Origin of the sequence: Microvirga sp. (assembly GCF_014699075.1) — a bacterium.
Lineage (GTDB): Bacteria > Pseudomonadota > Alphaproteobacteria > Rhizobiales > Beijerinckiaceae > Microvirga.
On record NZ_JACXAB010000006.1, the window covers coordinates 231,299 to 245,216 of the forward strand.

11 protein-coding genes and 1 tRNA gene are annotated in these 13,918 nt (G+C 64.9%); 3 read left to right on the top strand and 9 right to left on the bottom strand.

Translation table 11 applies throughout. From position 1 onward, the window contains the following. Both IC232_RS12535 and coxB read right to left on the bottom strand, forming a co-directional pair. Complete coding sequence (locus IC232_RS12535) at window positions 1–2,568, bottom strand: cbb3-type cytochrome c oxidase subunit I (RefSeq protein ID WP_190845303.1); 2,568 nt, start codon at window positions 2,566–2,568, stop codon at window positions 1–3. Next, window positions 2,565–3,506: a cytochrome c oxidase subunit II gene (gene coxB / locus IC232_RS12540; RefSeq protein WP_312895154.1), complete on the bottom strand. Its 942-nt coding sequence runs from the start codon at window positions 3,504–3,506 to the stop codon at window positions 2,565–2,567. Before coxB ends, IC232_RS12535 begins: the two co-directional genes overlap by 4 nt. Before the next feature lie 132 nt (window positions 3,507–3,638). Between coxB and IC232_RS12545 the strand changes: the two genes are divergently transcribed. Beyond that, window positions 3,639–4,619, top strand: a complete 981-nt coding sequence (locus tag IC232_RS12545; RefSeq protein WP_190845305.1) for a cytochrome c oxidase assembly protein — start codon at window positions 3,639–3,641, stop codon at window positions 4,617–4,619. Further along, entirely contained in the window at window positions 4,616–5,149 is a 534-nt protein-coding gene (locus tag IC232_RS12550) for a cytochrome c family protein (protein WP_210335331.1), read from the top strand. Before IC232_RS12545 ends, IC232_RS12550 begins: the two co-directional genes overlap by 4 nt. Here IC232_RS12550 and IC232_RS12555 read toward each other — a convergent pair. The 7 genes from IC232_RS12555 to IC232_RS12585 all read right to left on the bottom strand — a co-directional run bounded on the left by IC232_RS12555 (window position 5,146) and on the right by IC232_RS12585 (window position 12,628). After that, window positions 5,146–6,096 carry a hypothetical protein gene (locus IC232_RS12555; protein WP_190845306.1) on the bottom strand — a complete coding sequence of 317 codons (951 nt, stop codon included), beginning with the start codon at window positions 6,094–6,096 and terminating at the stop codon, window positions 5,146–5,148. The two genes, IC232_RS12550 and IC232_RS12555, sit on opposite strands and share 4 nt — an antisense overlap. Next, window positions 6,093–6,590 carry a c-type cytochrome gene (locus IC232_RS33080; protein ID WP_190845307.1) on the bottom strand — a complete coding sequence of 166 codons (498 nt, stop codon included), beginning with the start codon at window positions 6,588–6,590 and terminating at the stop codon, window positions 6,093–6,095. The genes IC232_RS12555 and IC232_RS33080 overlap by 4 nt, the downstream gene beginning before the upstream one ends. Further along, window positions 6,581–7,120 (bottom strand): DUF3341 domain-containing protein, encoded by a 540-nt coding sequence (locus tag IC232_RS12565; protein ID WP_190845308.1) that lies wholly within the window; start codon window positions 7,118–7,120, stop codon window positions 6,581–6,583. Before IC232_RS12565 ends, IC232_RS33080 begins: the two co-directional genes overlap by 10 nt. Next, a complete protein-coding gene (gene nrfD / locus IC232_RS12570) occupies window positions 7,117–8,430 on the bottom strand; it encodes an NrfD/PsrC family molybdoenzyme membrane anchor subunit (RefSeq protein ID WP_190845309.1) in 1,314 nt (437 codons plus the stop codon). The genes IC232_RS12565 and nrfD overlap by 4 nt, the downstream gene beginning before the upstream one ends. A 4-nt stretch (window positions 8,431–8,434) precedes the next feature. Further along, entirely contained in the window at window positions 8,435–11,341 is a 2,907-nt protein-coding gene (locus IC232_RS12575) for a TAT-variant-translocated molybdopterin oxidoreductase (protein ID WP_190845310.1), read from the bottom strand. Window positions 11,342–11,346: 5 nt separating this feature from the next. Further along, window positions 11,347–11,997 carry a cytochrome c3 family protein gene (locus IC232_RS12580; RefSeq protein WP_190845311.1) on the bottom strand — a complete coding sequence of 217 codons (651 nt, stop codon included), beginning with the start codon at window positions 11,995–11,997 and terminating at the stop codon, window positions 11,347–11,349. A 546-nt stretch (window positions 11,998–12,543) separates the two neighbouring features. Further along, window positions 12,544–12,628 (bottom strand) — tRNA-Leu (locus IC232_RS12585). A gap of 178 nt (window positions 12,629–12,806) precedes the next feature. On the opposite strand from IC232_RS12585, the gene IC232_RS12590 reads away from it, so the two are divergent. Next, on the top strand, window positions 12,807–13,910 hold the full coding sequence (locus tag IC232_RS12590) for a complex I NDUFA9 subunit family protein (RefSeq protein WP_190845312.1): 1,104 nt from the start codon (window positions 12,807–12,809) through the stop codon (window positions 13,908–13,910). The last annotated feature ends 8 nt before the right edge of the window (window positions 13,911–13,918 follow it).

The following is a 13,918-nucleotide window of genomic DNA, read 5'->3' on the forward strand; positions in this document are numbered from 1 at the left end:
CTAGATTCCCCCGGTCAGGCGCGGGAAGCCATGCACCACCAGGAGCCCGACCAGTCCTTGGCCGACCGTGTAGTACCAGAACAGCATGGTGTTATCGAAGGTTGTCCGCCGCACGCTGTCGAGCTTGCCGGCGAGCCAGCGGGCGATGGTGTAGAGCCCCATGATGAGGGTTGTCAGAACAAAGAAGATCTGCAGGGACATGATCGCGTAGACCGCGGCCCCATAGGCATGAGCCGACGGGCTCAAACCCGTCTGCCATTGGGTCCAGAGATCCACGGCCGATGCAGCGCTCACGAGCGGGAGAGACACACCGATCAGGACTGGCGCCGAGCGCGGCTTGCGCCGATCCTCGCCGCGCAACTGCCGGCTGGCGACAGCAATCAGCACTGCGCTGGCGCAGTAAAGAAAGGCGGAAAGAGCGGGCCATAACCAGCCGGGGAGCCTCACGTCCTGGGGCGGCCATGCACCGGGGTTCACCAGCCACAGGAACAGATAGGAGAAGATCAGGCAGGTGAAGACCATGCAGGAGACCACCATGAGGACGATCATCGCCCACCAGGAATGATTCATCGGGCCCGTGACGTAGACCGGCACCACGATGCCTCCGCCGATGTCGGCTGGAGGGCGGACCGGACCGGGATCGGTCTCCCACAGCCACCAGATCACGCATCCGAGTGCAAGGATGCCGCAGATCACCGCCGTGAACACGAACTTCACGGTCAGGAGCAGGAAGAAGGCCGCCGTGAACCCTGCAGCGAGCACGGGCTGCCAACCGGGTCCGGGGATCTGGAGAATGTACTGGGGCCGCGCATCGAAGGGGCTCGTCACCAGCGCCTCGCGTCCACCTGTGGCGGATCCAGGGAGATAATAGCGGCCGTCCTCCACATCCTTCGATAGGTTGGGCTGATCCCACAGGGGATCGCGACTGACCACGGAGGGAATGCTGCGCGTGGCATAGTTGCCGTTCGGCAGCCATTCGAGCGTGCCGGCGTTCCAGACGTTTCCGGCATTGTCCTCACCGGCGAATCGGAAGTTGCGGGCCATGTCGTACAGGAAGACTGCAACGCCCGCGGCAATCATGAAGGCCCCGATGGTGGAGACGAGATTGAGCGCGTCCCATCCCATGCCGATCGGATAGGTGTAGACCCGCCGCGGCATGCCGATGAGGCCGGTGATGTGCATGGGCAGGAAGGTCACGTTGACGCCCAGGAACATGAGGCCGAAGACCCAGCGCCCGAGACGCTCGGAGAGCGCCCGTTTGCTCGCCACGGGAACCCAGTAGTAGATGGCGGCAAACAGCGGGAACACCATGCCGCCGATGAGCACGTAGTGCAGGTGCGCCACGACGAAATAGCTGTCATGGGCCTGCCAGTCGAAGGGCGCCATGGCGACCATCACGCCGGTGAGGCCGCCGAGGGTGAAGATGAACAGGAAGCCGATCACGAAGAGCGACGGCGTCGTGAGCTTCATACGCCCGGACGCGATGGTGGCGATCCAGGCAAAGACCTGGATGCCGCTCGGCACCGCCACCGCCGTGCTGGCGGCCGAGAAGAAGCTCAGGGACATCTTCGGCAGGCCCGTGGCGAACATGTGGTGCACCCAAAGCCCGAAGGAAAGGAAGCCCGTTGCAATCAGGGCGAGCACCACGAGGCGGTAGCCCACGAGCGGCGTCTGGGCCATGGCCGGCACGATCATCGACACCATGCCGGTGGCCGGCAGGAAGATGATGTAAACCTCCGGGTGGCCGAAGAACCAGAACAGGTGCTGCCACAGGAGCGGGTCCCCACCTCTCTCGGCGATGAAGAACGGCCAGTCGAAGGCGCGCTCCATCTCGAGCAGCAGCGTGCCCAGGATGATGGCCGGGAAGCCGATGACGATCATGACGGCAAAGACCAGCATGGCCCAGGAATAGACCGGCAGCTTGTCGAGGCTCATGCCGACCGCGCGGGTCTTCATGACGCCGACGATGATCTCGATGGCCCCCGCGATGGCGGAGATCTCAATGAAGCCGATGCCGAGGAGCCACCAATCGGCATTCTCTGCCGGCGAGTATTTGGTGCTGGTGAGCGGCGGATACATGAACCAGCCGCCATCCGGCGACAGGCCGAAGAAGATCGTGCCGAAGAACACGAGGCCGCCGACGAAGTAAGCCCAGAACGCATAGGCCGACAGACGCGGGAACGGCAGGTCGCGCGCTGCCTGCATGTTCGGCAGCAGATAGACGCTCGCCGCCTCCACGGCCGGAACGGCGAAGAGGAACATCATCACCGTGCCGTGCATGGTGAAGAGCTGGTTGTAGAGATCGTGGCTGACGAAATCGCTTTCCGGCGCCGCCAGCTGGACCCGCATGATCAGCGCGAGAATCCCGGCCAGGATGAAGAACAGGAAGGCCGTGGCCACATACCACAGGCCCACATAGGTGTTGTTGACGGCCGTGACGAAGCTGATCCAGCCCGGTGGCTCCCAGGCCTTTTTGAGGGCCTCGAACTCCCCCTCAGGGCGTGGCAGCGGGTTGGGGAGCTCGGCCTCCCGGCGCTCGAAGGATTTCGGGAGCTCGGGCGCGTTCATTTCAAGCTCTCCAGATATCCGGCCATCGCCCGCAGATCCTCGCCGGTGAGCGAGCCGTAGGAGGGCATCTTCGCTCCCGGCTTGATATGCTGCACATTGGCGATCCAGCCGGCCAGCGTGCCGATATTGTTCGGGAATTGGCCCGCTCCGATAGTGCGCCTGCTGCCCACATGGGTCAGGTCGGGTCCGAACTGCCCATCGGCCTCCGTGCCGCGCACCACATGGCAGGAGCCGCAGCCTCCGGCGCGGAAAAGATCACGGCCTCGCGCCAGGAGCGGGATCGCCGGCTCCTGAGCCGGCTGCGCCTGCATCCTTCGCCAAGCGTCGAACTCAGCGGGCTCCAGCGCCACAACATCGAAGGCCATGCGCGCATGCTGGGCGCCGCAGAACTCGGCGCAGACGCCGCGATAAACGCCGGGACGTTCCGCCGTGAAGTTGAACCGGTTGATCCGCCCCGGGATCATGTCGATCTTGCCGCCGAAATTCGGAATCCAGAAACTGTGGATCACGTCGGCCGCCGTCACCGACACGGTGATCGGCCTGCCGATGGGAACGACAAGTTCGTTTGCTGTCGAGAAATCCGCCTGCTCGCCCTCGGCCGGGTAGCGCACCCGCCACCAGTACTGCTCGCCGATCGCCTCGATCTGCAGCGCGCCGGATTGCGGGACATCGACATCCCGCATGCCGATGAGACCGTAGGGCAGAAGCAGGGAGAGGATCACGATCGGGAAGGCAAGCCCCCCGTAGATGATGGTCCTGCGGGTCCCGAGCCAGGCGCGACGCTCCGGAGGGGAGAAGATCGCATAAAGCAGAAGGGCCGTCACGAGGATGAAGATGAGGGTCGCCCCCACCGTCATGACAATGGTGAGCCAGTAGAGATCCCACGCATCGCCCCCGGCCGGATCGAGGGCCGACTGGACGCCGCTGCAGCCTGCCACCGGAACAGCCCACACAAATCCGCCTGCGCACCTCGCAGCGGAAGCCAGCCGCCATCGGGGGCGCGTCAGGGTCGTTTCAAAGTCCATCCGCCCTAGGTCATTTCTGCATGCATTGAACGGAAAAGCTTGGCCGTGAGACTTGGTTCCCGAATGCCATTCCCGAACAGGTCCCTCAGGATCGAACTAGGTCTCACGGCGGGATTGGCCACCATCCTGTTCGAGATCCCTGCTTTCGCCCATGGGACAGCGCCTCATGGTGAGGGCGATCTCCCGCATGCGTGGCATGCGGATCCGCTGATTTCGGTGCCGCTGCTGGCATCATGTCTGCTCTTCCTTCGGGGCGTCTATCGCCTGCGGCAGGATCTTGGGCGGTTTCCTCCCGGCTTCGCTCCCCGGCAGATCGCCTGCTTCGCCTTGGGAACGGCGCTTCTCGTCATCGCGCTGCTGTCGCCGCTCGAGGCGCTGGCCTCAACTCTCCTCTCGGCTCACATGGTGCAGCACATCCTGCTGATCGCCGTCGCGCCGCCGCTCCTCGTCCTCGGCAAGCCTGAGGTCGCATGGCTTTGGGCACTGCCGGCGCATTGGCGGCGCGGCATGGCGCGCCATGGCCTCTTGCGGTCCGCGCTCGCCTTCCTGTCGCCCTGCGCAAGGCCGATCCCGGCAGCCCTGATCCACATGGCGGCCCTGTGGGTCTGGCACAGCCCGATGTTGTTCGATGCAGCGGTCGCCTCCGACGCACTGCACTGGCTGGAGCACGTCCTGTTCTTCGGCACGGCCCTGCTGTTCTGGCGGGCCGTGATCAAGGCTCACTCCGGTCGCGAGGCGGCAGCCGCTGCCCTCATCGCGTGCTTCATCACCCTGCTGCAAAGCGGACTGCTCAGCGCCCTTCTCAGCTTTGCGCGCGAGGCGCTGTATCATGCGCCGAATACGATAAATTGGGGTTTGACGGCTCTGGAAGATCAGCAATTGGCAGGGGCTATCATGTCCCTTCCCATGTGCGCAATCTATCTCGCGGCAGGACTCATCATGGCCCTTCGGCTCCTCACGCCTGGCGTGGAACGGACGCGGCGCTCGCCGGTTGCCCCGACAGACGCCCTGAAGCCGAGCCGATGATCCTTCGCCCACTCCTCCTGACCTTGATGCTGATTGTCCCTGCTGCCTGCAGCGACACGCAGGATCAATCCTCGCGCCTCGCAATCCCAGGCGGAGAGCCGGAACAAGGCCATGCGCTCATTCGGGCCTATGGTTGCGGCACCTGCCATACGATCGAGGATGTTCGCGGTGCGAGGGGCAAGGTGGGGCCGCGCCTGGAGAATTACGCGCAGCAGCATCTTCTCGCCGGCTTCCTGCCGAACACGCCGCCGAACCTGATTGCCTGGCTGATGGACCCCGTTGCCCTGAAGCCCACCACCGGCATGCCCGCGCAAGGCGTGACCGAGGCGCAGGCGCGGCACATGGCGGCCTATCTCTACTCCCTGGGACGCGACGACAGGCGCGTCTATCCGCCCGATCCACCGCTTCCGCTCCGCCCCGAGAATGAAGCGGCCGCAGACATCCCGAATCCTCCGTCTGTTCCCTCAGGGACCGATGTTCGCACCCGCCGCATCGTTCCCAAACCTGATGGAAGCGCGCCGAAGAGCTAAGGCTCTTCCACCGCTTCCTCGGTATAGGTCGGCCGCGCCCGCATCACGGCCGCATAGATACCGATCCAAAGAGCGGCAATTGCGAGAATCAATCCGAGCGCGAGCCAGGACAGGCCACTGCGGGGCTGCAACACCCACAGCATGTGCGTGGTGTGATGCAGGAGCGCCAGCGCGCTACCGATCAGCATCGCCATGCGGCTCACACCGGAGGGCACGAGGATGACGACCGCGGCCAGCATCAGCGCATAGGACATTCCTATAAGGGCCAGATTGCCGTCGTCCGAGCGCTTGAGGTACCAAGCAACTTCATGCGGCAGATTCGTGAGCCAGACGATCAGGAACTGCGCGAACCACGTCCAGGCGGTCAGCAGCAGCAGGGTCAGCAATGCGCGCTCAAGGCTCGCCATGCGCCGAGGTGAGGCAGGTTCCTTCTTGAGAAGCGTGATCAGGATGGCGCTCGCGAGAGCCGCGAGAACCTGCCCCAGCCCGAACGCAAACCCGAACAGGCTCGACCACCAATGCGGCTCCCGCGACAGCACCCAATCATAGGCCGAGAAGGTCATGACCGGTGTCAGCAGCGCGAGACCGATAGCGCTGGCGCGGCGCAGGTGGCGGGTATGCGTCAGCCAGTAGGCCAGCCCTGTGCAGATCAGCAGATAGAAGGCGCTCCGGATCATGAAGAATCCGGGGCTCAGAAAATCTGCCCGTGCCGGAGGTAGGTCCAGCGGATGTCCGGCCCACGGGAAAAGCTCACCGAGACCAAAGGCGAGCACGGGACCCAGGAGCAGGAAGAATGGCAGCGTCAGAGCGGCGGCCTCCGCTTCAGCACGCACCGGCGCGAGCCAGCCCTCGCTCATGAGATGCCCGACCATCAGCACCACGAGACTGCCCATCGCAATTCCTGCAAGGGTCACGAAGGCGATGTAGAGGGCCTCCATTGCAGTCATGGGGTCGCGCTCCCCTGCCTTGGCGTGTCCGCAACACCACGCGCCTGCAGTTCCTTCACGTGGTGCGCGATGGCCCAGCGATCCTCAGGGAGCACGCGGTCGTCATACGGGAACATTCGTCCCTTGCCCTGGGTGATCACCTGCACGATCTGCTCGGGCGCCAACGCTCGCACGCGCTCATCGTGGTAGGAAGGCGGCGGGGCAAAGCCACGGGAAACAACAGGGCCGTCACCACGGCCGCTTACACCATGACAGGGCGTGCAGAAGGCCCGGAACCGCTCCTCGCCGCGGGCGAGCAGAGCCGGCGTTCGCTCCGGCCCCGGAGGTGCAAGGGCCGCGGCTTGCGCAGACGCTCCTCTTGGCACCGTACCGGGAGGCACAGGCTCATAGCCCCGTTGAACGGTGCGTGTCGAAGCGACCGCGTCACGCTGCTCCGTTCCCGTATCGCAGGCGGCGAGCAGGAGGAAGCTCACGATGGCTGCCGCTACTCGCACGCCGGAATCTCCCGAATGGCCAGGGGCGAGTGGGCTCCCAGAACCTCACGGATCGCGGCACTGTCGAATTTGGGATCGTCCTGCAGGATGCACAGGAAGAAACGATCCTGCGACGCACGCTCGAAACCCGGCACCGCAAAGACGGGGTGATGCAGGCGCGGCAGCCGCAGGATCAGGAGCAGACCGATCAGGGTTGCGGCGCCCGCCCAGAGGATCGCGACGATCATGGAGGCGGGAATGAAGGCGGGCCAGCTGTGAAGCGGCCGTCCGCCGACGTTCAACGGGTAATCGACGGCGTTCATCCAATACTGCGAGCCGTACTGAATGGCTGCACCGACCAACCCGGCGACCGTTGCAATCCAGGGGATCACCGACGTGCGAACGCCGAGTTCCCTGGCGAGATCGGAGAGAGGGAAAGGGCTGAACGCATCGAGCCGCGTATAGCCGGCGTGCTTCGCCGCCCTGACGGCTTCTATGAGGGCCTCAGGGGTCCTGAACTCCGCCATGATGCCATAGGGCCGCTCGGTCATGAGGACTTCTCCTCATGCTCGTCATGGCGCGTCTCGAACATGGAGATCACAGGCAGAAAGCGGACGAAGAGCAGCAGCAGAGCTGCGAACAGCCCGATCGTTCCCAGGAAGAGACCTGTTTCCGGCAGCGTCGGGCTGTAGCCGCGTCCGATGGAGGGAAGATAATCGGTCTGCAGGCCGCCGACGATGATCGAGAAACGGTCGAACCAGATGCCGACGCCGATTGCTATTCCGACGAAGACCCCACCGACGGTGCTCAACCGGGCGGCCCTGAACCAGAACAGCTGCGGGATCACGACGGAGTAGACGATGGCTGTCCAGTAGAGGCCTGCGTACTCGCCCGTCATGCGGGCGAAGGTCGCCTCCTGGGCTAAACCTCCCGACAGGAGGGCTGCGGCGATTTCATCGATGTAGAGATATCCGGACACCAGGGCACTTGCGAGCACCAGTTTGCCCAACAGATCGACGTCTCCCTCGTCGATGTAGCGCCCGAGCCGCAGACCCCAGCGGAGGAGCACCGCGACGAGGAGCACGATTGACAAGCCTTGTGCCAAGCCCGTTGCCACGAAGTGGAGCGGCTGGCGCGTTTCGTGCCAGTCTGGCACCAGGGTCACGGCGAATTCGAAGGCCACCGTGCTCTGCATGATGAGGATCAGGGGCAGCACCAGGATGGCGACGAGGCGATAGGCGCGCTGATGATAGGCCCAATGGCGCACGGAGCCGCGCCAGCCGAGGGCGAAGACACCATAGATCCGCTGCACGATCGGACGCCTCGCGCGATCCCGCAGCGTCGCCAGATCGGGGATCAGGCCCACGTACCACAAAACGCTCGTGACGATCACATGGGTGCTGATGGCCCAGAAATCCCAGGTCAGGGTGCTGCGGAACTGGGGCCAGACCTGGAAGGTCGCAGGATAGGGGAACGTCCAGTAGAACAGCCAGGGGCGTCCGAGATGGAAGATGGGGAAGATTCCGGCGCAGATGACCGCGAAGAGCGCAACGCCTTCCGCGAAGCGGTTCACGGCTGTGCGCAGATCGTGCCGGCGCAGGACCAGGGTGGCGGCAAAGAGGCTCGCGCCATTGGCGATGCCGATCCACCAGGCATAGTTGATGAGATCGAAACCCCAGACATAAGGAATGTTCACACCCCAGACGCCGACGCCGATGATCGTGACGGAGATCAGCGTGTAGCCGAGGAGCGCGACGAGCCCGCCGGAGGCCAGGAGCGCGAGCCACCATGCCCAGCCGAAATGCGGGGAGAGCGGAACGTCGGCCACCCGGCTCGTCACTGCATGGGCGTCGCTGGTCATGTGCCTATCCGTTCTTCTTCGGGGCTTCGACACGCGCGAGATAGGTGGTGCGCGGCCGCGTGTTCAGCGATCCCAACAGCGCATAGTTGCGCGGGCTCCCCTTGAGCCGACTGACAGAGCTGTCGGGATCGTTGATGTCACCGAACACGATGGCCTGCGTCGGGCAGGCCTGCTGGCAGGCGGTCATCACCTCGCCGTCGGCAACCCGCCGATCCTCGACACGGGCATTCGCGCGAGCTGCCCCGATGCGCTGGACGCAGAAGGTGCACTTTTCCATCACGCCACGGTCGCGCACCGTGACCTGCGGGTTCATGGCCTCGGACGGAGCCGAGACATCGGTGCCCTGATAGTCGACGAAGTTGAAGCGGCGCACTTTGTAGGGGCAGTTGTTCGAGCAGGTCCGCGTGCCGACGCAGCGGTTGTAGACCATGTCGTTGAGGCCTTCTGAGGAATGCACCGTCGCGTTGACCGGGCAGACGACCTCGCAGGGCGCCTTCTCGCAATGCATGCAGGGAACCGGCTGGAAATAGGTGTCAGGTGCGGCCGGATCGCCGGCATAATAGCGGTCGACTCGCAGCCAGTGCATCTCGCGCCCCTTCGCCACCTCCTCGGGGCCGACGACGGCGATGTTGTTCTCGGCCTGGCAGGCGATCACGCAGGCATTGCAGCCGATGCAGGCATCGAGATCGATGGCCATGCCCCAGGCATGCTCCTTGTAGGGCCATTCCGGATAAATGGATGGATGCGCAGGCTCGGGAGGCACGGCTTCTCCGGGCGCCACCACGCGCACGATGTCCCGCCCCTGCATCGAATGGTGCTGCTGCGTGGAAATGACCGGGATCTTCTCACCAACGCGCCGCATCTCGCCGGTTGCCATCCATCGGGCGTCGGATGCGCGGACGGCATAGGCGTCGAAACCAATCCCATTGCCGATCCGCCCGGCCCGTTGGCGGCCATAGCCGAGGGTCAGCGTTACGGCACCTGGAGCATGGCCGGGCAGCAGCCACACAGGCGCACGCACCACGCGCCCGTTGACGGACAGGTCGACGGCATCACCCGACGCGAGCCCGAACATCTCCGCCGTTTCCGGAGCGATCAGGGCGGCATTGCCCCAGACCTGCTTCGTGAGCGGCTTAGGGAGTTCCTGCAGCCAGCCATTGTTGGCATACGATCCATCCCAGACCGATGGATCAGGCGCGAACAGAACATCGATCCCCGCTGAAGAGGCTGGTGCAGCGGGTTCCGGTCGCCAATCCGGTTGGACAGCGACATCGACCCTCGGCGCCGCCGAGCCTTCGACCGTGCCGTCCTCCAGGGATCGTGCCCAGCGCTGGTCGAAGGCGTCGCCCCAGGCCTCGCGCCATGCGGCCTGAACCAGTCCGCGCCCGTCCGTATTCTGCCCCGCCATGAGGCCGAGGAATTCTTCCGCGCTCAAGCCCGGCTTCAGCCGCATCGTCGCCGGCTGGCGCAGCCCCACCGTTCCGTCGAAGGCCCGCAGGTCTCCCCAGCTTTCGAGCGGGTGGCTCTCAGGGATATGCCACGTGCAAACGGAAGCCGTCTCGTCCCGGTATTGACCGAGATGCAGGGACAGCGGCACGCGCCGCACAAGCGCGCCGAGATCGATGCCGGCCGGTGCCGTGTAGACGGGATTGCCGCCGAGGATGACAAGGCGCGAGACCTGTCCGGCCTCTATGGTTTCCGCCAGGTTGGCAAGCGTGCGAACCTCGCCCGGCAGAGCGTTCACAGGCTCGATGGCGCGCATCGTCGTGCCGAAAGCGCCGAGCCGCGCATTGATGGCAAGGGCCAGCGCGTGAACGCGGGCGGGCTGCTCGCGGCCAGCCGCGACGAGACTCCGAGGGCCGGCGCGGCGCAGGGCATCGGCCAGACGAGAAATGGCCGGATGTGAGCCGGACGGCACAGCCCCACTCTGAAGAGCCGCCGCGAGCGCCTCGACGAAACCCTCGAAGTCCCGCGGGCGAAGCGGGATCCGCTCGTCCGCCCGAGCGCCCACGAGGCTCATGCGTGTTTCAACAGCAAACAGCCGGGGAAGGCTTCGGTCAGGCGCCCGCCGTCGCGCCTGATAATCGGCCGCGTAGCGGATGTGGCCCGGCTCCTCGGCAAAGAGATCGCCTCCAAGGGTCACGATGACATCGGCCTGGGCGAGGTCGTAGACCAGCTCCACGTCGCGTCCGAAAACCGACATTGCCGCAGCACGACGATTGTCCTCGTCGATGGGCGTGAACACATGCCATTGCGCATGCGGGAAAAGCTGCCGCGCCTGCCCGATCAGCCTGTGCAAGGTCGGTGAGGAAGTCGGCGGCATCAGGACATGGAGCCCCCTGCCCTCGTCGAACACGAGTTCGTTGCGCACGGGGCGGATGAAGCTCGTGAGTTCCTCCCAGGACCCCGGCACGCCATTCTGCAGTGGAGCATCGGACCGGTCGGGATCGTAGAGCGAGAGGATCTCAGCCTGGGCGAACACGTCGGTGGCGCCGAGGCTTGCGGGATGAAGCCGGTTGCCTTCGATCTTGATCGGGCGCCCTTCCTGCGCCTTGACGAGAACGCCCCGGCCATAGCCGTTGAGAGCCAGGGAAGTGGCGATCGTTACCGGCACGCCCGGCACATGGCCCGGCCTATTGTGGCTCTGCGACAGGAGCGGCGCTCCTGGTCCGGCATCGCTGCCGTTGCAAGCCGCCAGCCCTCCTAACGCCAGGGAGGCACTCATCAGCCTCAGCAAGGTGCGCCGGTCGATCTGTGCGGCCTGCATGATGTCGGGGAACTCAGCCTCGATGTGCCGGCGCACCTCCGGCACATCCGCGAGTTCCTCAAGGCTGCGCCAGAGACGCGGCCCCTCCTCGGTTGCGAGGCGAGCCCTCAGGGCTTCGAGATCGATCGTCGTTCTCTCGCCCATGGAACCTACCGGTGACACGTGTTGCAGCTGGTGAGCCGCCGGGAAGCCTCCCGGTAGAACGCGCGAATGTCCTCAGGCAGTTCATCGCCATGAGGCTCGTAGCCCATGGCGAATACCGCCTCGCGCGGGCGAAGGTTCGGCGCCGGATCGCGATGGCAGTCCAGGCACCAGCCCATGGAAAGGGTTTCGACTTTTACTGTCTTCGGCATCTGATCCACGCGGCCGTGACAGGTCTCGCACGCGACCCCCTTCGTCACATGCGCTGCGTGATGGAAATAGGCGTAGTCCGGCAGACGGTGAACGGAGGTCCAATGGATCGGGTGCCTGAGCGCGAAACTCGAACGCACAGGCTCGAGAACGCTCGCCCCTACCCACACCTGCGAATGGCAGGACATGCAGGTCTGGGCCGAGGGCATGCCCGCATCGGCGACGCGCTCGACCGTCGAATGGCAGTAGCGGCAATCGATGTTGAGTTGCCCTGTATGAAGATCGTGCCGGAACGGGACCGGCTGCGGTGCGGGTTTTCCCACATTCCAGGTGCTGTCCGCGCGGGCCCACAGATAGGCGGTCACACCCGCGCCCGCGAGCCCAAGCCCCGTGAGCACGATGACCACACGGAACAGGGTGGTTGCCGCCGGTGTGAAAAGCTGCGCCATCGGCTGTGCCGCGCACCCTTCGTTGTGTCGGGCTTAGGCCCGAGGTGAAGCTTCGCAGTTGAACAATCGGTTTGGGGCTGGATCGTTCCCTGACGCCTCGCGTCCCTTCCCTCTCAAGGCCCGCTATTGGCTATCATTGCACCCCAGACAAGAGGCGCCGCGAGCTCGGATCGCGCATCACCAACACGGCTGGACGAATGGGCGCCATTTTTAATCCCCTCCATTGCCGTTCCGGTGCAGCGAGCAGTGATCGATCTTCATGCAATCGATCCCCTCGACCTTCGCAATGCCTTCGAGGCGAGGCTGGCGGATTTCTCAGAAGCGCGCTCGCGAGTAAGCGCAAATCAGAGCATCCAGCAGGGAACTGGATTGATCTCAGCCAAAGCGGCTTGGTGCAATCCAACGCTGGGACTTTCCAGAGGCTGGAGGTCGTCAGGAGGGCGCCATCGAAACGGCCATGCGGACTACCCGTACGTGCCACTCGGGCAGTCTCTCAGCCTATGATCTTACGGGATTTCTTTGCGGATCAATCCCTTAAGGGATTGTTGGTGCCCAGGAGAGGACTCGAACCTCCACGGTGTTACCCGCTGCTACCTGAAAGCAGTGCGTCTACCAATTCCGCCACCTGGGCCTGCCTGTTCGGCGAGGCTTCGTTTACGGTGGATCGGACGGCGCGTCAATCACCGAAAATGCGGCAGATGCGCTTTCTTCCCGATGCACCTCTTCACAGGGCGACAGCGTTTGACTAGAGACGTTCTACATTTCCCACCTAAGCTCCATGCAAGTCCCTTGCCGGGCAGGAGAGTTTCATGATCGGTGCCCTTCGCACGCCTGAGCAGCAAATCGTCACCGTCTTCGGCGGGTCGGGCTTCCTGGGCCGCTATGTGGTGAGCCTTCTCGCCCAGCGCGGCTACCGGGTGCTCGTGCCGACCCGGCAGCCGAACATGGCGAATTTCCTCCCCCTCGGGAAGGTTGGGCAAATCCACCCGATCCACGCCAACCTGCGCAACGAGGACTCGGTGGCCCATGCGGTGGCCCGAGCCGATCATGTGATCAATCTGGTGGGCATCCTGCAGGAGACCGGTCGGCAGCGCTTCGACACGCTGCAGGCCCAGGCGCCGGCTATGATCTCACGGCTGGCCAAGAAGGCGGTCTCCTTCACCCATATCTCGGCCATCGGGGCGGATGCGAACTCGGAATCGGCCTATGCCCGCTCCAAGGCCGAGGGCGAGGCTGCTCTGCTCCAGGCGCGGCCCGATGCGGTGATCCTGCGTCCCTCCCTGCTGTTCGGGCCCGGCGACGGCTCCTTCAACCGCTTCGCAACGCTGGCCCGCATGCTGCCCGTGCTGCCCCTGCCAGGCGCCGACACTCGCTTCCAGCCGATCTATGCGGGCGATGTGGCGGCGGCCATCGTGGCGGCGGTGGACGGCCGGGTGCCGGCCGGCCGCACGTATGAGCTCGGCGGCCCCGAGATCCGCACCCTGCGCCAGATGATGGAGCTCGTCTTCGAGGTTACCAAGCGCAAGCGTGCCATCGTGCCCGTGCCGGCCAGTGCCGCCCGGGCCATGGGCAGCGTCATGGGCACCCTCGACTGGCTGACCCTTGGTCTCATGCCGAACGAACTCGTCACCACCCGCGACCAGGCGATCCTGCTGGAAAGCGACAACGTGGTCTCCAGCAGCGCCGTGGCCGAGGGCCGCACGCTCCAGGGCTTGGGCATCACCCCCACCACCATCGAGGCGATCGTGCCGAGCTATCTGGTGCGTTTCCGCAAGACCGGCCAGTTCGACCTCAAGCGCAATGCGACGCAAACGATGCCGGACCTGCTCGCTCCCCGCTCGGGAGGAGCCTCGTCCGACTTCCACCCGGAGCGCGCCTCCGGTCCGGCCATCGGCCAGCAGGCGAGCCGCTGAGAGGCTTA

Bases quoted from the DNA above. Each gene is read 5' to 3' on its own strand.
- IC232_RS12535 (WP_190845303.1), bottom strand. From the start codon at position 2,568: ATGAACGCGCCCGAGCTCCCGAAATCCTTCGAGCGCCGGGAGGCCGAG.
- IC232_RS12550 (WP_210335331.1), top strand. From the start codon at position 4,616: ATGATCCTTCGCCCACTCCTCCTGACCTTGATGCTGATTGTCCCTGCT.
- IC232_RS12555 (WP_190845306.1), bottom strand. From the start codon at position 6,096: ATGACTGCAATGGAGGCCCTCTACATCGCCTTCGTGACCCTTGCAGGA.
- IC232_RS12565 (WP_190845308.1), bottom strand. From the start codon at position 7,120: ATGACCGAGCGGCCCTATGGCATCATGGCGGAGTTCAGGACCCCTGAG.
- nrfD (WP_190845309.1), bottom strand. From the start codon at position 8,430: ATGACCAGCGACGCCCATGCAGTGACGAGCCGGGTGGCCGACGTTCCG.
- IC232_RS12575 (WP_190845310.1), bottom strand. From the start codon at position 11,341: ATGGGCGAGAGAACGACGATCGATCTCGAAGCCCTGAGGGCTCGCCTC.
- IC232_RS12580 (WP_190845311.1), bottom strand. From the start codon at position 11,997: ATGGCGCAGCTTTTCACACCGGCGGCAACCACCCTGTTCCGTGTGGTC.
- IC232_RS12590 (WP_190845312.1), top strand. From the start codon at position 12,807: ATGATCGGTGCCCTTCGCACGCCTGAGCAGCAAATCGTCACCGTCTTC.